Annotated in this window: 18 protein-coding genes and 2 tRNA genes; 9 read left to right on the plus strand and 11 right to left on the minus strand. The window is 64.7% G+C overall.

Annotated features, from left to right (window positions below; genetic code table 11):
• Positions 1-24: 24 nt before the first annotated feature.
• A complete protein-coding gene (locus tag ACJ0G7_RS02905) occupies positions 25-1,374 on the plus strand; it encodes an FAD-binding oxidoreductase (RefSeq protein ID WP_407395135.1) in 1,350 nt (449 codons plus the stop codon).
• Positions 1,375-1,409: 35 nt separating this feature from the next.
• On the opposite strand, the gene ACJ0G7_RS02910 is transcribed toward ACJ0G7_RS02905, so the two are convergent.
• From ACJ0G7_RS02910 to murA, 5 genes are all read right to left on the minus strand, one after another.
• A complete protein-coding gene (locus ACJ0G7_RS02910) occupies positions 1,410-1,904 on the minus strand; it encodes a pentapeptide repeat-containing protein (RefSeq protein WP_253912880.1) in 495 nt (164 codons plus the stop codon).
• A gap of 44 nt (positions 1,905-1,948) precedes the next feature.
• Complete coding sequence (locus ACJ0G7_RS02915; RefSeq protein ID WP_407395136.1) at positions 1,949-3,172, minus strand: bifunctional folylpolyglutamate synthase/dihydrofolate synthase; 1,224 nt, start codon at positions 3,170-3,172, stop codon at positions 1,949-1,951.
• 16 nt (positions 3,173-3,188) lie between these two features.
• The gene (locus ACJ0G7_RS02920; RefSeq protein ID WP_043696139.1) at positions 3,189-4,370 is read right to left on the minus strand and encodes an aspartate aminotransferase family protein; all 1,182 of its coding nucleotides are present in this window, start codon (positions 4,368-4,370) and stop codon (positions 3,189-3,191) included.
• A 13-nt stretch (positions 4,371-4,383) separates the two neighbouring features.
• Positions 4,384-4,466: transfer RNA gene (locus ACJ0G7_RS02925), tRNA-Leu, on the minus strand.
• A 43-nt stretch (positions 4,467-4,509) separates the two neighbouring features.
• Complete coding sequence (murA, locus tag ACJ0G7_RS02930) at positions 4,510-5,811, minus strand: UDP-N-acetylglucosamine 1-carboxyvinyltransferase (RefSeq protein ID WP_407395137.1); 1,302 nt, start codon at positions 5,809-5,811, stop codon at positions 4,510-4,512.
• Positions 5,812-5,970: 159 nt separating this feature from the next.
• Here murA and ACJ0G7_RS02935 point away from each other — a divergent pair.
• The 6 genes from ACJ0G7_RS02935 to ACJ0G7_RS02960 all read left to right on the plus strand — a co-directional run bounded on the left by ACJ0G7_RS02935 (position 5,971) and on the right by ACJ0G7_RS02960 (position 10,283).
• Positions 5,971-6,054 (plus strand) — tRNA-Leu (locus ACJ0G7_RS02935).
• Positions 6,055-6,088: 34 nt separating this feature from the next.
• Positions 6,089-6,337, plus strand: coding sequence for a hypothetical protein (locus tag ACJ0G7_RS02940; RefSeq protein WP_043696145.1), 249 nt, complete (start codon positions 6,089-6,091; stop codon positions 6,335-6,337).
• Positions 6,338-6,411: 74 nt separating this feature from the next.
• Positions 6,412-7,224: a TrmH family RNA methyltransferase gene (locus ACJ0G7_RS02945; protein ID WP_407395138.1), complete on the plus strand. Its 813-nt coding sequence runs from the start codon at positions 6,412-6,414 to the stop codon at positions 7,222-7,224.
• Complete coding sequence (lpdA, locus tag ACJ0G7_RS02950) at positions 7,221-8,663, plus strand: dihydrolipoyl dehydrogenase (protein ID WP_407395139.1); 1,443 nt, start codon at positions 7,221-7,223, stop codon at positions 8,661-8,663. Before ACJ0G7_RS02945 ends, lpdA begins: the two co-directional genes overlap by 4 nt.
• Before the next feature lie 24 nt (positions 8,664-8,687).
• Entirely contained in the window at positions 8,688-9,572 is an 885-nt protein-coding gene (trpC, locus tag ACJ0G7_RS02955) for an indole-3-glycerol phosphate synthase TrpC (RefSeq protein ID WP_186485165.1), read from the plus strand.
• 42 nt (positions 9,573-9,614) lie between these two features.
• Positions 9,615-10,283 (plus strand): hypothetical protein, encoded by a 669-nt coding sequence (locus ACJ0G7_RS02960; RefSeq protein WP_043696153.1) that lies wholly within the window; start codon positions 9,615-9,617, stop codon positions 10,281-10,283.
• A gap of 24 nt (positions 10,284-10,307) precedes the next feature.
• On the opposite strand, the gene sodX is transcribed toward ACJ0G7_RS02960, so the two are convergent.
• The 4 genes from sodX to ACJ0G7_RS02980 are packed head-to-tail and all read right to left on the minus strand — an operon-like array spanning position 10,308 to position 12,166.
• Positions 10,308-10,697 (minus strand): nickel-type superoxide dismutase maturation protease, encoded by a 390-nt coding sequence (gene sodX / locus ACJ0G7_RS02965; protein WP_407395140.1) that lies wholly within the window; start codon positions 10,695-10,697, stop codon positions 10,308-10,310.
• Entirely contained in the window at positions 10,675-11,148 is a 474-nt protein-coding gene (sodN, locus tag ACJ0G7_RS02970; RefSeq protein WP_043696156.1) for a superoxide dismutase, Ni, read from the minus strand. The genes sodX and sodN overlap by 23 nt, the downstream gene beginning before the upstream one ends.
• A 42-nt stretch (positions 11,149-11,190) precedes the next feature.
• Complete coding sequence (locus ACJ0G7_RS02975) at positions 11,191-11,799, minus strand: FKBP-type peptidyl-prolyl cis-trans isomerase (protein WP_407395141.1); 609 nt, start codon at positions 11,797-11,799, stop codon at positions 11,191-11,193.
• Between the two features lie 37 nt (positions 11,800-11,836).
• Entirely contained in the window at positions 11,837-12,166 is a 330-nt protein-coding gene (locus ACJ0G7_RS02980) for a phasin family protein (protein WP_407395142.1), read from the minus strand.
• Between the two features lie 53 nt (positions 12,167-12,219).
• On the opposite strand from ACJ0G7_RS02980, the gene ACJ0G7_RS02985 reads away from it, so the two are divergent.
• Positions 12,220-13,656 (plus strand): nitrilase-related carbon-nitrogen hydrolase, encoded by a 1,437-nt coding sequence (locus tag ACJ0G7_RS02985; RefSeq protein ID WP_407395143.1) that lies wholly within the window; start codon positions 12,220-12,222, stop codon positions 13,654-13,656.
• On the opposite strand, the gene mnmA is transcribed toward ACJ0G7_RS02985, so the two are convergent.
• Positions 13,581-14,795 carry a tRNA 2-thiouridine(34) synthase MnmA gene (gene mnmA / locus ACJ0G7_RS02990; RefSeq protein ID WP_407395144.1) on the minus strand — a complete coding sequence of 405 codons (1,215 nt, stop codon included), beginning with the start codon at positions 14,793-14,795 and terminating at the stop codon, positions 13,581-13,583. The genes ACJ0G7_RS02985 and mnmA overlap by 76 nt on opposite strands.
• A gap of 327 nt (positions 14,796-15,122) precedes the next feature.
• Between mnmA and ACJ0G7_RS02995 the strand changes: the two genes are divergently transcribed.
• Positions 15,123-16,064, plus strand: a complete 942-nt coding sequence (locus ACJ0G7_RS02995) for an RpoD/SigA family RNA polymerase sigma factor (RefSeq protein WP_043696170.1) — start codon at positions 15,123-15,125, stop codon at positions 16,062-16,064.
• 30 nt (positions 16,065-16,094) lie between these two features.
• Here ACJ0G7_RS02995 and pdhA read toward each other — a convergent pair whose 3' ends face one another.
• Positions 16,095-17,180, minus strand: coding sequence for a pyruvate dehydrogenase (acetyl-transferring) E1 component subunit alpha (gene pdhA, locus ACJ0G7_RS03000; protein ID WP_043696173.1), 1,086 nt, complete (start codon positions 17,178-17,180; stop codon positions 16,095-16,097).
• Positions 17,181-17,211 lie beyond the last annotated feature (31 nt).

Here is a 17,211-nt window from a genome sequence, read left to right on the forward strand (position 1 = left end):
CCACAACAGCCCGGCCCTGCTGTGATGAGAGATGCCGCCGCCCTCGCCGCCGTCCGGCAGGTTCTGGAGCTGGATCCGGCCATGGATCTCCAGACGGACCCGATGGAGCTGGCACGCCTGTCCCGCGATGCCTACGACTATTCACCGGTGCTGACGGAGCGTCTGGCTGCCTGCCGGGCGCAGCTGGTGGTCTGTCCTGCCGATGTCGCTGCAGTGGAGAGGCTGGCGGCTGTCTGTGCGCAGCATGGCGTTCCGCTCACCGTGCGCGGAGCAGGCACCGGCAATTACGGCCAGTGCGTGCCGCTGGAGGGGGGCGTGGTGATGTTGAGCGGTGGCCTGCGGGCGATCCGGGAACTGGATCCGCTCACCGGGGTGGTGACGGTGGAACCCGGCTGCCCGATGCGGGAGCTGGATCAGCAGCTGCGCCGCGCCGGTCGCCAGCTGCGGCTGCTGCCCAGCACCTGGCGCAGCGCTTCCATCGGCGGATTCATCGCCGGTGGCTCCGGTGGCATCGGCTCGATCCGCTGGGGATTTCTGCGTGATCCCGGGCATCTGCTGGGCCTGGAGGCGGTCTCCATGGAGGTCCGTCCCCGGCGGTTCACGCTGTCGGGTGAGCAGGCGGAAGCCCTGAATCATGCCTATGGCACCAATGGCATCATCACGGCCCTGAAGCTGGCCACAGCCCCGGCAGTGGACTGGCACCAGCTCAGCCTCGACTGTGCTGATTGGAACGATGCCGTCGCCCTGCTGCAGGCCTGCTGCCGATCCGCGGTCAGCCTGCATCTCGCCACCCTGCTGGAACGGCCGGTGCTGCAGCAACTCCCCGACTGGAGCGGCCCCGGTGGCGAGCATCACCGGCTGCTGCTGCTGGTCTCACCGGATGGGATCAGCAGCGTGACGCGTCTGGCCCGCAGCTTCGGTGCTGCCGTGCATGACCTGGGCCCCGAGGAGCTCGGTGGCGGCCGTGGCCTGCGGGAGCTGAGCTGGAATCACACCACCCTGCACATGCGTGCCAGCGATCCGGGTTGGACCTATCTGCAGATGCTGCTGCCGCAGCCGGAGGCTGCGGCGATGGATGCCTTGCGGGCCAGCTGGGGAGAGAACCTTCTCTGGCATCTCGAGGCGGTGCGGCAGCAGGGCGCAACCCGACTGGCGGCGTTGCCGCTGGTGCGCTGGCAGGGGGCTGAGCGTCTGAATCAGCTGATGGAGGATTGCCGCGGCGTCGGCGCGGTGCTGTTCAACCCCCACGTGGTGACCGTGGAGGATGGGGGCCTGGGGGTCGTGGATGCCGATCAGGTGGCTGCCAAGCAGCGCTTCGATCCGGCGGGGCTGCTCAATCCAGGCAAGCTGCGTGGTTGGCAGGAGCGGAGTTGATTCAGCAGCCAGGCTGTTTCAGCAGCCAGGCTGTTTCAGCAGCCAAGGCTGTCCAGGGTTGCGACGCCGGTGGCTGGATTGATGCCGTCGGCCTCGCGACAGAGCCGTCGTTGGTCGTCGCGATCCAGCAGGGCATCGCTGAAGTCAGCGCCGTCGATCTGAGCACCGCTGAAGCTGCTTCCTGAGGCGATGATTCCGCTCAGAACAGCGTCCCGCAGATCGGCGCCCGAGAAATCGGCGCGGTCCATCAGGGCATCGGAGAGATCGGCGCCCCGGAAGTCGGCCTCGGCGAAAGCCCCCTGGGTGAGGATCGCTCCGTGCAGGTTCGCTCCACTGAAATCCGCGCGTCGGCCCACGGCCCCAGCGAATGAGGTGTTGGCCAGGTTCTGACCATGGAAATCGCCGCTGTCCTGGTTGGTGAGGGTGAAGTCCACGGTTTCCTGGAACAGCGCCCGGTCCTGCAGTCCCACCCCCGCTGACGTATCCAGGCCATGGGCCGCTGGTGTGAGCACCATCAGCAGCGTCAGCATCAGGGGAAGCAGCAGCTGTCGCATCGGGGGGCTGGTCGCAGGCATCACTCTGCCGTCACCACCGCCCTGGCGAACAGATCCCCAAGCAGATAAAGCGATCCAGCCACGACCGGCATCGGGCGGGGCCAGGCACCGCGCGCTTGGATCTCGAGCAGGGCGGCCTCACCACTGTCGGCCTCCAGCAGTTGGTTGTGCCATTGGGGACACTGCTCCGCCAGCCTGCTGCGCGTCCAGCTGTGATGGTCCGGCACCGGCACGATCCAGGCCCGGTCAGAGGGATCCAGCAGGTGCTCCAGCATCGCTGGGGCCTGCTTGTGGGCCTGCATCGCCAGGATCCAGCAGACCCCGGCGTCTTCACCGGGCCAGCGGCCACGCTCCAGGGCCAGCTGGGCGGCAGCGGGTGGGTTGTGGGCTCCATCCAGCAGCAACGGATGGTTCTGCCAGCGGGCGCTCTGCAGCCGTCCTGGCCAGCGTGCCTCCGCGAAGCCGCAGCGGATGGCGTTCTCGTCCACCGTCCACCCCAGCGGTGCCAGAGCTTGCAGGGCTGCGCGGGCAACCGCGGCATTGTGGCGCTGCATCACCCCGGCGAGGCCGAGCTGCCAGTCGTCCGGCAGGGGCGCAACCCAGTGGAGATCGGCTCCCTGCTGCCGGCAGGTCTCCTCGATCACGGCGGTCACCGCCGGCGGCTGCGCGGCGCTGATCACGGTGGCGCCCGGCGTGATCACGGCCGCCTTTTCCCGGGCAATCAACGTGAGCGTCTCCCCGAGATGTTCACAGTGGTCGAGACCGATGGCGGCGAGGGCGATCACCGGACGACAGCGATGAGCTGTGGTGGCATCCAGGCGCCCGCCGAGTCCCACCTCGAGCACCAGCAGCTCCACCTGCTCACGATGGAAATGGCTGAGGGCGACCGCCAGCAGTTGTTCGAAGGGCGTCAGCCGATGGTGATCACTGATGGGCCGCAGGGCGATCAGCGCGTCTCTCAGACAGTCGTGGGCGATCGGTCTGCCGTCGACGCAGATTCGTTCGCACCAGCTGATCAGATGGGGAGAGGTGGTGAGTCCGCAGCGGATCTCAGCCCGGTGAAGGGCTGAGGCGAGAAAGCTGGCGATCGACCCCTTGCCGTTTGTTCCGGCGACCTGAATCGCCGGGACCTCCTGGCAGGGGGAGCGCAGCGCTTCCAGGGCCGCCTGCATGCGATCCAGCTGCAGATCCATGCCGCGCAGATCGAAGCGGGGAATCAGATCCGACAGGTCGGTCGCGGTCATCGCCCCGGGGCTTCCCTCAGCCGGCCACGCGCAGCGTGGTTTCCAGTCGCTCAAGCAGCTGACGGACTTCGCGGGCGCTGATCACAAGGGGCGGCACCATGCGCAGCACCGATGGACCTGCTGCCACCAGTAGCAATCGCTGATCGATCGCCGCCTTGGCGAGCTGAGGGGCGGTGATGCCGCTGTCCTGACGGATCACCAGTCCCTGGATCAGGCCCCAGCCCCGCACACCCGAGAGCAGGTGGGGGTGTTGGAGCACCAGAGCTTCCAGCCCCTCCCGCAGCTGTCGGCCGCGCTGCTCCACCTGCAGCAGCAGGCCGCGGCGTTCGATCTCGCGGGCCACCGTCAGGCCTGCCCGGCAGGCGAAAGGATTGCCTCCGAAAGTGCTGGCGTGATCCCCGGGCTCAAAAACATCGGCCTGGGCGCGCACCAGCAGGGCCCCGATGGCATGCCCGCCACCAAGTCCCTTGGCGAGGGTGAACGCATCGGGTTCGATGCCCAGGTGTTCGTAGCCCCACCAACGGCCGCTCCGACCCATGCCCACCTGCACCTCATCGAGGATCAGAAGGATGTCGCGGGCTCTGCACAGCTCCTGCAGCTTCTGGAAATAGACCCGATCTCCAGGGTTCACGCCCCCTTCGCCCTGCAGCGGTTCAATCAGAACGGCAGCGACCGATGGTCCGGCCGCTTCATGGCGGTTCAGGCAGCTCTCGAAGGCTTCAAGGTCGTTGTAGGGGACGTAATCGAACCCATCGACGACCGGTTCAAACCCCTGGTGGTATTTCGGTTGCCCCGTGGCCGTCACCGCCGCCAGGGTGCGGCCGTGGAAGCTGGCCGTCGCCGTCAGGATCACCGGACGCTCGATGCCGCGTCGGGTGTGGCCATGTTTACGAGCCAGCTTGATGGCGGCCTCATTGGCTTCCGCGCCGGAATTGCAGAAGAAAACGCTGTCGGCACAGCTGTGGTCGACGAGCCAGGTGGCCAGCTCCTCCTGTTCCGGAATCCGATACAGGTTCGAGACATGCTGCAGCTGACGCAGCTGACGCCCCAGGTTGCGGCGCATGACCGGATCGCTGTGGCCGAGGCTGCAGGTGGCGATGCCGGCGACGGCATCCAGGTAGCGGGTCCCACGGTCATCCCACACCCAGCATCCGGCCCCACGCACCAGCGTGAGCGGAAACCGGCTGTAGGTGTTCATCACAGCCGATGAATGGGAGCCGGGGGACTTGAACCCCCAAGACCAGTGGCCGGCTGATTTTGAGTCAGCTGCGTCTACCAATTCCGCCAGGCTCCCCTGAGAGGAATTGTATGGACTGACTCAGCCTTGATCGATCAACTCAGGAGGCCTGGCGTGAAATGACAGCTCCGACCCCATTGAGCTTGGCTTCGATGTCGTCGTATCCGCGGTCCAGATGCTGAAGTCCGCTGACCTTGCTGGTGCCGTCGGCCGCGAGGCCGGCCAGCACCATGGCTGCTGAAGCTCTCAGATCGCTTCCCTTCACGGGAGCCGCACTCAACCTGAACACCCCCTCAACGATCGCGGTGTTGCCGTCCACCCGGATCGAGGCTCCCATCCGCTGCAGTTCCCCCACGTGTTGCATGCGGTTCTCGTAGATCCGCTCGGTGATCACGCTCGTTCCGCGAGCCGTCGTCATCAGGGCCATGAAGGGTGCCTGAAGATCGGTCGGGAAGCCGGGGAAGGGCTGTGTGGTGATGTCGACGGCCGTGATCTCCTTCGGCGTGATCGTGATCCCTGTGGCGTCGATGTCCAGATGACAGCCGCAGTCGCGAAGTTTCTGAAGAACAGCGTTCAGGTGCTCGGGAACCACAGGCTCGACCCGCAGCCTGGAACGGGTGATGGCGGCAGCCATCAGAAAGGTGCCGGCCTCGATGCGGTCAGGGATCACCGGGTAATCCAGGCAGCCGTGCAGCGACTCCACACCCTCCACCGTGATCACGGGGCTACCGGCGCCGCTGACCCTGGCGCCCATGCGATTGAGCAGGTTGGCCAGGTCCTGGACTTCAGGCTCTTGAGCCACGTTCTCGATCGTGCTGGTGCCCTCGGCCAGCACGGCGGCCATGAGGATGGTTTCTGTGGCGCCGACGCTTGGGCAGTCCAGGATGATCGAAGCGCCCTTGAGGCGTTTGTTCGGGCCGGGCACGTTGGCGTGAATGATCCCGTGCTCAACCTGGATCACGGCACCAAGAGCCTTCAGTCCCCGGATGTGCTCCACCACAGGACGGGCCCCGATGCGACAGCCTCCAGGCAGGGGCACCTTGGCGTGACCGAGGCGGCCCAGCAGGGGTCCGATGCTGAAGAAGCTGGCCCGGAGGCTGTTGACCAGTTCATAGGGGGGTTCGGAACTGGACAGAACGGCTGCGTTGAGTCGGACGCGATCGGCCTGACGCTCCACCTTCACCCCGAGGGACGCGAGGATCTCGCTCATCCCGCCGATATCCGTCAGATCCGGGACGTTGCACAGCTCAAGCGTGTCGGCGGTCAGAAGGCTGGCCGTCATCAGCACAAGGGCGGAATTCTTGGCTCCGCTGACCCGGATGGTTCCCCCTAAGGAATGTCCACCTGCAACAGTGAGATGCGGCTTGAGAATCTCTTGAGACGCGATTGCCGCAGCCGTCATCTCTAATGATTTCTTGATTACGGGCGCATTTTTGCAAGCACTCTTGAGACCGTCTAGACGGCCGGAGTTGAAACTGGTTGTTGCCTTCGCGCCTGTTGCTCAGGAGCCCTGATCGCCGATGCCGTATGTTCGTCTCTGTCGCCTGAGCGACACACGCCAGCGGATGTGGCGGAATTGGTAGACGCGCTAGTTTCAGGTACTAGTGGTGGCAACATCGTGGGAGTTCAAGTCTCCCCATCCGCACTAGCTTGTCGGTTATGAGACACCTACCGACTTCATGATTGTCCTGAAGATCTCCAACGCTTCCGAGGTCGTCGCTTCCAAGGTGGGTCGTTTCCTGGAACGCCTCACTCCCGATTCCATCGACAACGCCGCAGTCGAGGATCAGGTGATTCAGAAGCTGGTTGAGAATCTCGCTGCTGAAGGTCTCAAAGGCGAGATCGCTGCGATCAATGGGCTCGACCTCAGCGGCGACGATCTCTCCGTTCATAAAGGCCTGAAAGTGCGGAAGCACAGCAGCTTCTGACCAGGACCACGGTCATTCCATCCACCGTGTCCGGGGCATCCGTTTCCCTGATCAGCAGCCGCCGGAATCCGCTCGTGAAACGGCTCCGGAGCCTGACCACGCGTCAGGGGCGAGAGCAGCAGGGCCTGCTGTTGCTGGAAGGGACTCATCTGCTGCAGGAACTGCTTCGTCTTGGCCGCAGTCCGCTAGAGATCGTGGCCACGGAACGCTGGTGGGGGATCCACGCCGACCTGGAACAGCGCCTCGATCCCACCGTCCAGCGCCAGTGCGTCACGGAATCCGTCCTGCAGGCAGCCCTCACCACCGTGACTCCTGACGGGGTGGCCTGTCTGGCACCGCTCTCCATGCTCCCCCGGCCTCCCTCCGCCCCGGATCTGATGCTGGTGCTGGATCGGGTCCAGGATCCAGGCAATCTCGGAACGCTCCTGCGCACGGCGCTCGCCGCTGATGTACAGCTGGCATGGCTCGGCTCAGGTGTTGACCCCCTCAGCCCGAAGGTGCTGAGGGCTTCCGCAGGGGCTCTGCTGCAACTCCCTCACCATCGTTTCGGGCCCGATGAACAGGCTGCGCTGGATCAGCTCGAAGCACGGCTGATGCAGCTGGCCGAGGCCGGCATTCAGGTGGTGGCCACGCTGGTGCCGGATGCGGCAGGCACCAGTCGCCCCATCCCCTACTGGCAACTGGATTGGACCCGACCAACGGCGTTGGTGCTGGGAACGGAAGGAGCGGGCCTGCATCCAAGGCTTCAGGCCTGCTGCACCCATGCCGTCACCCTTCCCCACAGCGATCGGGTGGAGTCTCTGAATGTCGCCGCCGCCGCGGTCCCCCTGCTCCTGGAGCGCCGAAGGGCGACAATGACCGCCACAACATCGCAGCAGTCCGGGTGAGCGACGCCAGTTTCGATTTCGACGTCATCGTCATCGGCGCCGGCTACGGCGGCTTCGATGCTGCGAAGCATGCTGCGGAGCATGGCCTCAAGACCGCGATCATCGAATCGCGTGACATGGGCGGCACCTGCGTGAACCGGGGGTGTGTGCCCTCCAAGGCATTGCTGGCGGCCAGCGGCAAGGTGCGTGAACTGGCCGATGATCAGCATCTGGCGAGTTTCGGCATCCACGCCGCGCCGGTGCGCTTTGAGCGGCAGAAGATCGCTGACCATGCCAATCAGCTGGTGCAGACGATCCGCACCAACCTCACCAAGTCGCTGGAACGGGCGGGCGTCACGATCCTGCGCGGTCATGGTCGCCTGGAAGGATCCCAGCGGGTCGGTCTGCGCGAGCCGAGCGGCGTGGATCGGATGCTGCGAGCTCGCGACGTGATCCTGGCCACCGGCTCGGACCCCTTTGTCCCGCCCGGTATCGAGACCGATGGCCGCACGGTGTTCACCAGTGATGAGGCGATCAATCTGGAGTGGCTGCCGCGCTGGATCGCCATCATCGGCAGCGGCTACATCGGCCTGGAGTTCGCCGATGTGTACACCGCCCTCGGTTGCGAAGTGACGATGATCGAGGCTCTGGATCGGGTGATGCCCACCTTTGATCCGGACATCGCCAAGATCGCCGGTCGCCATCTGATCGATGGCCGCGACATCGATGCCCGATCCGGGGTCCTGGCGAGCAAGGTGACGCCGGGTTGTCCGGTGCGGATCGAACTGGCGGATTTCGCAAGTCGGGAGCTTGTGGAGACTCTTGAGGTGGATGCGGTTCTGGTGGCGACCGGACGGGTGCCGAGCAGCAAAGGGCTCAACCTCGAGTCTCTCGGCGTCGAGACCACCCGTGGTTTCGTGCCGATCGACGACGGAATGCGGGTGCTGGTGAACGATCAACCCGTTCCCCACCTCTGGGCTGTCGGCGACGTGACCGGCAAGTTGATGCTGGCGCACACGGCGGCTGCTCAGGGCACGGTCGCTGTGGACAACATCCTCGGCCACAGCCGCCACATCGATTACCGCAGCATTCCGGCGGCCACCTTCACCCATCCCGAGATCAGCTCGGTCGGCCTCACCGAAGCGGACGCCAAGGAGCTTGCGGCCAAGGAAGGCTTTCAGCTCGGAGCGGTGCGCAGCTACTTCAAGGCCAATTCCAAGGCTCTTGCTGAGCTGGAGAGTGATGGCCTGATGAAGCTTCTGTTCAACAAGGCCAGCGGCGAGGTGCTGGGGGCTCACATCTACGGTCTGCACGCCGCCGATCTGATTCAGGAAGTGGCCAATGCCGTGGCTCGTCGCCAGAGCGTGCGTCAGCTGTCCACCGAAGTGCACACCCACCCAACGCTCAGCGAGGTGGTGGAAGTGGCCTACAAGCAGGCCGCAGGTCAGCTCGTCTCCTGAATCGATCAACCCTTTACTTGAACCATGGAGATCCGTCGTCGTCCCCCCAATCCGAAGGTGCGCGTGGCGCATCTGGAATACGCCGTTCCGCACGATGAGCAGGAACCCAGGCACATCCTGGAGAAAATCGTCTGGGCCAAGGACCGTGAGGTCGATGCGGCGCGTGAGCGGGTCCCCCTGGAGAACCTCAAGCGCCAGATCGACGAGCTGCCTCCCACCCGGGACTTCATCGCTGCCCTGCGTTCCGCTCCGGTGCTGCCGGCCGTCATCGCTGAGGTGAAGAAGGCCAGTCCAAGCAAGGGAGTGATCAGGGAAAACTTCGACCCCGTGGCCATCGCCCGGGCCTACGCAGCCGGAGGTGCCAGCTGTCTTTCCGTGCTCACCGACAAGACGTTCTTCCAGGGCGGCTTTGATGTGCTGGTGGAGGTGCGACAGGCGGTGGATCTTCCCCTGCTCTGCAAGGAATTCGTGCTCAGTCCCTACCAGCTGTTCCAGGCCCGTGCGGCTGGCGCCGATGCCGTGCTGCTGATCGCCGCGATTCTCACGGACCAGGATCTGCGCTATCTGCGGAAAGCCGCCGCCAGTCTTGGCCTGGACGTTCTGGTGGAGGTTCACGACGCCGGCGAGCTGGAGAGGGTGCTGACCCTCGGTGAATTCCCGCTGATCGGAATCAACAACAGGGATCTCACCAGCTTCGAGACGGATCTGACGACCACAGAGCGACTGACCGAGGACTTTCGACCTCGTCTTCAGCAGCAGCAGGCTCTGCTGGTCAGTGAATCCGGCCTCTTCAGCCGCTCTGATCTCGATCGGGTCCAGGCAGCCGGTGCAGGAGCCGTGCTGGTGGGGGAGGCGTTGATGCGTCAGCAGGACGTGCAGATGGCCCTGACCACGCTGATCGGTGGATAGATCCGACCGGTCCTGCAGAATCAACGTCTTCGGAGCAGTGCAGTGCTGATCAGCGTCCTCACCGGTTTCGCCGCCGGTGCTGTTCACGTGGTCGGTGGAGCCGACCACCTCGTGGCCATGGCTCCGTTCTCCCTGCGGAAGCCCCTGCCGGCCTTGCGGGCCGGCCTGGCCTGGGGGGCCGGCCACTCCGTCGGAGTGGTGGTGCTGGCGCTGATCGCGATCGGAATCAAGGATCTGGCCCACGTGAAGGCGATGTCTGCCTGGGCGGAGTTCCTGGTGGGCGTGGCTCTGCTGGTGGTCGGTGGCCTGGCGGTGCGAACCGCCTTCGGTCTGGAACTGCACAGCCATGAACACCATCACGAAGGTGACGCAATCCACCAGCACCTGCACCTGCATGTCCGGGGTCAGAGCAACCACCGCCGGCATGCCCATGCCGCGTCGGGACTGGGGCTTCTGCACGGTCTGGCGGGGGCCAGTCATCTGCTGGCTGTGATTCCGGCTCTGGCCCTTCCACCTCTCGGTGCCGCGACCTATCTGCTGTCGTATCTCTGCGGCTCGATGGCAGCGATGCTCGCCGTCGTGGCTGTGGTCTCCTTCCTCACCCTGCGCAGCGGCGCCAGGCTGCTGCCCCTCCTGGTCGGAGGCACCGGTGCACTCTCCATCCTCACGGGTGTCTTCTGGTTGCACCGCACGTCAGCGGCGATGTTCTGAAGGCGGCGTTCCGAGCGGCGTCGCTCAGCGCACCACAGACGTCACCTCGCCGATCAGCAGCCGAGAGGGGACAACTCCGAACTGACGGCTGTCCGTGCTTGCCCCAGGGTTGTCACCGAGCAGAACAAGACCCCCGTCCTGGACGTCCGCCATCCGCTTGATGATCCGGGTCGCGGGTCGATCAGGATGGCGTGCCACAACGATCGAGCCGAGGGCTGGAAGCGTCGCCCGGGCCTGCCTCGGCGTGATCAGAACCAGGTCACCGGGTACCAGGGTCGGTGCCATGGAAAAGCCGTCGACACGCATGTGACGACGGCGAAACAGAAACAGGGCAAGCAGATCGCTGAGAGCTGCTTGCGGAGGAGGCTGGCCTATCTGAGGCTGAATGGGCTCAGGAGGCTGTGACCCAGGCATCGCTGCGGCCCTTGGACTGCCAGAACATGCCGTGGATTTTCTCCACAGCTGCCATCAGTTCCTCGGCTTTGGCCTGATCGATGTTCACCTTGCAGGCGCTGCAGAGCTTGGCTGCCTTCCAGAAGGTGTCGTGCAGGTCAGGGAAGGTGGCCAGGTGGTCGGGCTTGAAATAGTCCGTCCAGAGAATCAGCAGCTCCTTCTTGGTCTTCTGGGCCTCCTCTTCCTTGATGGCCACGTAACGACCGAAGGTGTTGTTGAACGCGGCCAGGGCGGCGGCGTCGCCGGCAGCGGGTGCCTCCAGGCCCTTCAGCTTCTTGGTCATGGACAGCACCGCTTCGGCTGCCACACGGGCAGAGGCGGGGTCGTAAACACCACAGGGGCCGTCGCAGTGAGCCTCGACAACAGGGGCGGGAAGGGCACTGACGAGGGCGGTGAGGGCCGAGCGCAGCATCGGATAAGAGTGGGTTTGGCTTGTCCCGAGCCTAACTGCCACTCACTTCCTCACGTCGAGCAGCTCGACCTCGAAGATCAGCGTCGCGTTGGGGGGAATCACGCCTCCGGCGCCGCGGCTCCCGTAGGCCAGATCAGGCGGAATCACGAGTTTGCGCTTGCCGCCAACCTTCATCCCGGCCACGCCTTCATCCCAGCCCTTGATCACCCTGCCGGCTCCCAGAGGAAAGCTGAAGGGGCCGCGCCCGTAGCTGCTGTCGAACTCCTTGCCGCTCTCCAGCGTGCCGCGGTAGTTGACGACCACTGTCTGTCCGGGAGCCGCCTCTGCGCCGCTCCCGATCTCCAGTTCGGTGATGCTCAGTCCGCTGGTGGTCAGGCGGGTGTCGGGGCTCTCCAGGGGACCACCCAGAGCGGAAGCGTCGGCGAGGGTGTCGTCGGGTGCCATGGCGAAAAGCGTCGGGTTGGGGTCGTCCGGATCGAGTTCGAAGCCTGGGCTGGTTCTGGCTTTGGCCGTGCTGGGCCCGGAACTGATCTCAGACGAAACAGCAGTGTTGACGGTTGCGTTGACGGTCGAGGGCGCCACCAGCTGGCTGACAAGGGCCAGCAGCAGACAGAGAACGCAGACGGTGGAACTGATCAGGATGTCGCGCACGGGAACCGGTTCGGACCGGCTGATTCTGCCCTCCGGTTCATTCCATCCGGTTCAGCTGACGCAGCTGCTGTTCGAGTCGATCGATGCGACCTCGCAGTTCATCGAGTTCCTTCTGGCTTGCCACACCGATGTCCTGGAGAAGGTTGTCGCGGTTGCGCTCCAGTTTGCGTTCCGCCTGCTCCTCCAATTCCGGCGTCTCGCCCCGCAGCGCCTTCATGACGTCGTCCACGAGGGCTGAGGCCTGGTTCGGATCCAGTCGACCGCTGCTGACCCAGGCCTGGCTGACCCCGCGCAGCCGATCAGCCACCAGGCTGGTGGTGCCGAGGCCACGGAGCAGCAGTTGCTGGAGCGGATTGGCAGCGTCCATCCGAGGGCGGTGAGACTCCAGGACAGGATGCCTCTGACCGGACGACCGTGACCATGGGAGATCACCGATCCCAGCCCTGGCTGCAGGCGCTCTCCGGTGGAGTTCTGGCCGGACTGGCTCCGGCTGGTCTGGGTCCCTTGCTGATGATCCCAGGCCTGGCGCTGCTCTGGTCCATCGCGGAGCGTCCTCGCCTGGCGGCCCTCTGGGGTGCTGTGGCGGTTCTGATCAGCCACCGCTGGCTGCTGTCCCTGCACCCGCTCACCTGGATGGGGGTGCCGTCTCTGCTCAGTCTTCCCGTTGCCGTGGCGATCTGGATGGTCTGTGCTGCCTCTGCGGCGGTGCTGGTGGGCCTCTGGTCGCTGCTGGCGCGCTGGTCCGGAACGCCGGTGCTGCTGCTCGCAGCGGTCTGGGGGGTCGCTGAGGTGATGCTGGCCGCTGGTCCACTGTTCTGGATCGGGGTCGGTGGCAGCACCCTGCCTTTGGATCGTCCTCTGGCGGGCCTCTCCCGTTGGATCGGAGCTGGCGGACTGGCGACCCTTCAGTTGCTCTGGGGATGGGCAGCCTGCAACCTGTGGCGCCGGCGTCCAGGACGGCGGCGTCTGGCTGTGATCACCGTCGCCAGCGTGCTGCTGGCCCATGGCCTCGGGGGCCTGCTGCTGAGGGGTGCCGCCACGGGACAACCGGCATCGGAGCCGGAGCTCCTGCGGCTGGCGGCCTGGCAGCCGGCCATCCCCACCCGAGAGAAGTTCACGCCGGAGCGCCGGCAGCAGTTTCCATCAGCACTGCAGCGAGCTCTGGCGGAGGCCGATGAGCTCGGTGCCGGACTGCTGGTGGCACCGGAAGGCACCCTTCCGGTGGGTTGGACGCTCCCCGATGCCGCTCCACTGCCGTTGCTGAGTGGTGGCTTCCGCTGGGAGTTGGGCCAGCAGCGCAGCAGCCTGCTGCTGCTGGAGCCAGGCGGCGGCGAACCCCTCCCCCTGCTCGACAAGCATCGGCTTGTTCCGCTGGGGGAATGGCTTCCACCATTGCCTCTGGGGCTCACCGCCGGACTCTCCGCGGTGGGCGGCCTGCATCCGGGAACACCATCCCGTGCCCTGGCGGGTTTGCAACCGGCTGGAGCGGCAGCGATCTGCTACGAGATCAGCGACGGTCGGGCGCTGGCGGCAGCCTCCGCGGAAGGGGCGCGCTGGCTGCTGGCAGTCGCCAATCTCGATCCCTATCCACAATTGCTGCAGCGCCAGTTCACGGCTCTCGGGCAGCTGCGGGCCCTTGAGAATGACCGAGATCTCCTGAGTGTTGCGAACACCGGTCCCACCGTTCTGATCAGGGCGGATGGCCGGGTCCATCCGCTGCTGCCTCCGCTTCAGGAAGGGGTGGCCCTGGCGGAGCTGCGGCCGCGTGCGTCAACGACCCTCTACGCCCGCTGGAGGGATGTGGTGCTGCTGCCGCTGTTGGTGGTCGGCATGCTGCGGCTGCTGGCATCACGCTGAATCAGTCCTCCGCCCAGCACCACGTCGCCGTCGTAGAAGACAGCGGCCTGGCCTGGGGTGATCGAGAACTGCGCCTCGCTGAACTCCACGGCGCAGCGATACGGACGGTCCCTGGCGTGGTCCGCATCGGTGGCCTCAAGCGGAGAGATCCGTGCCTGCACCGGCTCGCTGCGGTAGCGCACCTGAACCTCCACGTTGAGGGGGGCTGTCGGGGGATCGATCGACACCCAGTTCACCGCCCCGACCGGGCAGGAGCCACAACCGGCTTCCGCCCTGGGCGCCACCACGACGCGATTCATGGCCGGATCGAGTCGGATCACATGCAGGGGTTCCGACCAGGCAACTCCGAGGCCCTTGCGCTGGCCGATCGTGAAATGTTCGATCCCGTCGTGCTGGCCCACCACCGTGCCGTCGGCGAGAACGATCTCTCCGTCCCTTGGAGGCAGGTAGGCGTCGAGGAAAGCCCGCATGGAGCCGTGATGCTCCGCCAGGCAGAGGTCCTGACTTTCCGGCTTGTCAGCGGTGCGCAGTCCGAAGCGTGCCGCTTCCAGCCGTGTATCCGGCTTGGTCAGTTCCCCGAGCGGAAAGACGATGCGCCCGAGCATGTCCTGACTGAGGTCGTAGAGGAAGTAGCTCTGGTCCTTGTGAGAGTCGAGGCCGCGCAGCAGCTGGTGGCGTCCGCTCTCGCCACCGTGGCGGATTCGGGCGTAGTGCCCGGTGGCGATGCGCGGCAGCCCCCGTTCCTCGCGGGCCCACGCGAGCATCGGTCCGAATTTCACCGAGCGGTTGCACTGGGAGCAGGGCAGTGGCGTGATGCCGTCCCGGTAGCCGTCGACGAGGCGTCCGACGATCTCACGCTGAAATGTGTCGCGGCTGTCCACGACATGGTGTGGAATCCCGAGCTGGCTGCAGATGCCGGCGGCATCGACCAGGCCTTCCGCGCAGCACGATCCCTTGCCACTCATCAACCAGAGCGTCAGACCCTCCACGGTCCAACCGGCCTCCACCAGAAGGGCTGCAGTCAGTGAGCTGTCCACTCCTCCGGAGAGTCCAACGGCGACACGGTGATCACCCGGCCACTGCCGCAGACGCTCCAGGGCTGCCTGACCGGCAGGAGTGGAGCTGAGACCGGAGGACATCGGCGCGAGTGGGCGTGATTCCAGTCTGAACTGCCACCGGCAAGCCATCCATCCGGAGTGGTCATGAATTGCCTGCAGGTGAAAACGGTGAATGTCAGCAAAAGCAGATGTCAGGCGGGAGCGGTTCTGGACAGAGCTGTTTCACGTGAGACACCAGCATTACCAACGTTTTTTGGTTGGTACGAATCGAATGTTTTTTTCAATGTTCGTTTTCAAAGATTTTGAATGTTTCGATTTGCTGTTCCGAATCTGAAAGGTTGCTGAAATCACCGCGCCATTTGCTCTGCCCATAAGAAAGTCACTCCCAACACATCTCTGACGAGGGACATGGTTTCTACCGCCCCAAGGCCTGCAGAGACGCAGCGCCGTCGCAGCAGCGATCCGGTCAGTTGGTACCTGGCGACCATCGGTCGGATTCCTCTGCTCACCCCGGCTGAGGAGATCGAACTGGGCAACCAGGTTCAGAAAATGATGGAGCTCACGGAAGACGGTTCGAAGTCTTTCGACGAAAGCGCTCTCACCACTCAGCAGCGCCGAATGATCCGCATCGGTCGGCGGGCGAAGGAAAGAATGATGAAAGCCAATCTTCGGCTTGTTGTCAGCGTCGCGAAAAAATACCAAGGCAAAGGTCTTGAACTTCTTGACCTGATTCAGGAAGGATCTCTCGGCCTTGAGCGGGCGGTTGAGAAATTTGACCCCACCCGTGGGTACAAATTTTCCACCTATGCCTTCTGGTGGATCCGTCAGAGCATGACGCGCGCCATCGCCTGTCAGTCCAGAACGATCCGTCTGCCTGTCCACCTCAGCGAGCGCCTCACCACCATCCGCAAGGTCAGCCTTGACCTGGCTCACAAACTCGGCGCGATGCCCAGCCGGGTCGAGATCGCGGAAGCGATGGACATCCCTCTCGATGAGCTCGACTCCCTGCTTCGCCAGGCGCTCACCACCAGCAGCCTTGATGCCCCAGTGAACGGAGAGGAAGGTCGCAGCTTCCTCGGTGATCTGATCGCCGACTCCTCACTCGATGAGCCACTGGACATCGTTGAGCAGCGGATTCACCACGAGCAGCTGGGTCGCTGGCTCAGCCATCTCAGCGATCAGGAACAGCATGTTCTGCGACTTCGTTTCGGGCTCGAGGGCAATGAGCGCCACACGCTCGCCGAGATTGGCCGCTTGATGGAAGTGTCACGGGAGCGGGTGCGTCAGGTGGAGCTGAAAGCACTCCGCAAGCTCCGCAATCTCACCCGACGCCTGCCCAGCGGCATCTGATCAGGGTTGAGAACGTCTGGGCGGGACGTTTCAGTCCTCAGCCCAGATGTAACGGGTCAGTTCCGAGGGATCGGGCTCCGGAGCCGACAGGGCGAAGTCCACGCAGTCTTCGACCACAGCATCGATTTCTTTCTCGATCGCTCGCAGTTCATCGCTCTGGACCAGCCCAGCGCCGCTGAGGTCACGTTCCAGCGCTTTGAGCGGATCACGCTCGGCCCAGAACTGTTTCTCCTGCTCCGAACGCAGCTCGTCGGGGTCAGCCAGGGAGTGGCCACGGAATCGATAGGTGAGGCACTCGAGCAGCGTCGGTCCCTCGCCTGCGCGGGCTCGTTCGATGGCTCGCTGAGCTGCCGCTCGAACGGCCAGCACATCCATGCCGTCCACCTCTTCTCCAGCCATGCCGAAGGCTCCGGCCTTGCGCCAGATCTCAGGGTCACTGGTGGCCCGGTCATGCGCCATGCCGATCGCCCACTTGTTGTTCTCAACAACGAAAATGATCGGCAGCTTCCAGAGCTGGGCCATGTTCAGGCATTCGAAGAACTGGCCGTTGTTGCAGGTTCCGTCACCGAAAAATGCTGCGGTGACTGCGTTGCTTGAGGAGTCACCGAGGGCGTCGCGCCGGTAGCGACTGGTGAAGGCCGATCCGAGGGCAACCGGAATGCCTTCGGCGATGAAGGCGAAGCCTCCGAGCAGATGATGTTCCTTGGAGAACAGGTGCATCGAGCCTCCCCGGCCTTTGCTGCAACCCGTTTCCTTCCCGAACAGTTCACTCATCACCTGCCGTGCCGGCACTCCGGCGCTCAGGGCATGGACGTGATCCCGGTAGGTGCTGCAGAACCAGTCGTGCTGACGCTTCATCGCACCGATGACGCCGGTGCTGACAGCTTCCTGACCGTTGTAGAGATGCACGAACCCGAACATCTTGCCCCGGTAGTACATCTCGGCGCACTTGTCCTCGAAACGCCGACCGAGGGTCATGTCTCGATAAAGCGCCAGGCCGGTCTCACGGTCGACGCTGGCTCGCTGAGCCGTGACCAGTGAGGAGAGACGCTCGGCATGAGGACCGGCGGCCGCTGAGGTGATCGGAGCGGACTCGACCGCGAGGTCCTGACCCATGCCCTTCAAGACAACAGAGACCGACTGTAAG

Source organism: Parasynechococcus sp. (assembly GCF_045559935.1).
In the GTDB taxonomy this organism is placed as follows: Bacteria; Cyanobacteriota; Cyanobacteriia; order PCC-6307; family Cyanobiaceae; genus Parasynechococcus.

Excerpts from the sequence above, each read along its gene's own strand:
- ACJ0G7_RS02905 (WP_407395135.1), top strand. The coding sequence starts at position 25 with ATGAGAGATGCCGCCGCCCTCGCCGCCGTCCGGCAGGTTCTGGAGCTG.
- ACJ0G7_RS02910 (WP_253912880.1), bottom strand. The coding sequence starts at position 1,904 with ATGCTGACGCTGCTGATGGTGCTCACACCAGCGGCCCATGGCCTGGAT.
- ACJ0G7_RS02915 (WP_407395136.1), bottom strand. The coding sequence starts at position 3,172 with ATGACCGCGACCGACCTGTCGGATCTGATTCCCCGCTTCGATCTGCGC.
- ACJ0G7_RS02920 (WP_043696139.1), bottom strand. The coding sequence starts at position 4,370 with ATGAACACCTACAGCCGGTTTCCGCTCACGCTGGTGCGTGGGGCCGGA.
- murA (WP_407395137.1), bottom strand. The coding sequence starts at position 5,811 with ATGACGGCTGCGGCAATCGCGTCTCAAGAGATTCTCAAGCCGCATCTC.
- ACJ0G7_RS02940 (WP_043696145.1), top strand. The coding sequence starts at position 6,089 with ATGATTGTCCTGAAGATCTCCAACGCTTCCGAGGTCGTCGCTTCCAAG.
- trpC (WP_186485165.1), top strand. The coding sequence starts at position 8,688 with ATGGAGATCCGTCGTCGTCCCCCCAATCCGAAGGTGCGCGTGGCGCAT.
- sodX (WP_407395140.1), bottom strand. The coding sequence starts at position 10,697 with ATGCCTGGGTCACAGCCTCCTGAGCCCATTCAGCCTCAGATAGGCCAG.
- sodN (WP_043696156.1), bottom strand. The coding sequence starts at position 11,148 with ATGCTGCGCTCGGCCCTCACCGCCCTCGTCAGTGCCCTTCCCGCCCCT.
- ACJ0G7_RS02980 (WP_407395142.1), bottom strand. The coding sequence starts at position 12,166 with ATGGACGCTGCCAATCCGCTCCAGCAACTGCTGCTCCGTGGCCTCGGC.
- ACJ0G7_RS02985 (WP_407395143.1), top strand. The coding sequence starts at position 12,220 with ATGGGAGATCACCGATCCCAGCCCTGGCTGCAGGCGCTCTCCGGTGGA.
- mnmA (WP_407395144.1), bottom strand. The coding sequence starts at position 14,795 with ATGTCCTCCGGTCTCAGCTCCACTCCTGCCGGTCAGGCAGCCCTGGAG.
- ACJ0G7_RS02995 (WP_043696170.1), top strand. The coding sequence starts at position 15,123 with ATGGTTTCTACCGCCCCAAGGCCTGCAGAGACGCAGCGCCGTCGCAGC.
- pdhA (WP_043696173.1), bottom strand. The coding sequence starts at position 17,180 with ATGGGTCAGGACCTCGCGGTCGAGTCCGCTCCGATCACCTCAGCGGCC.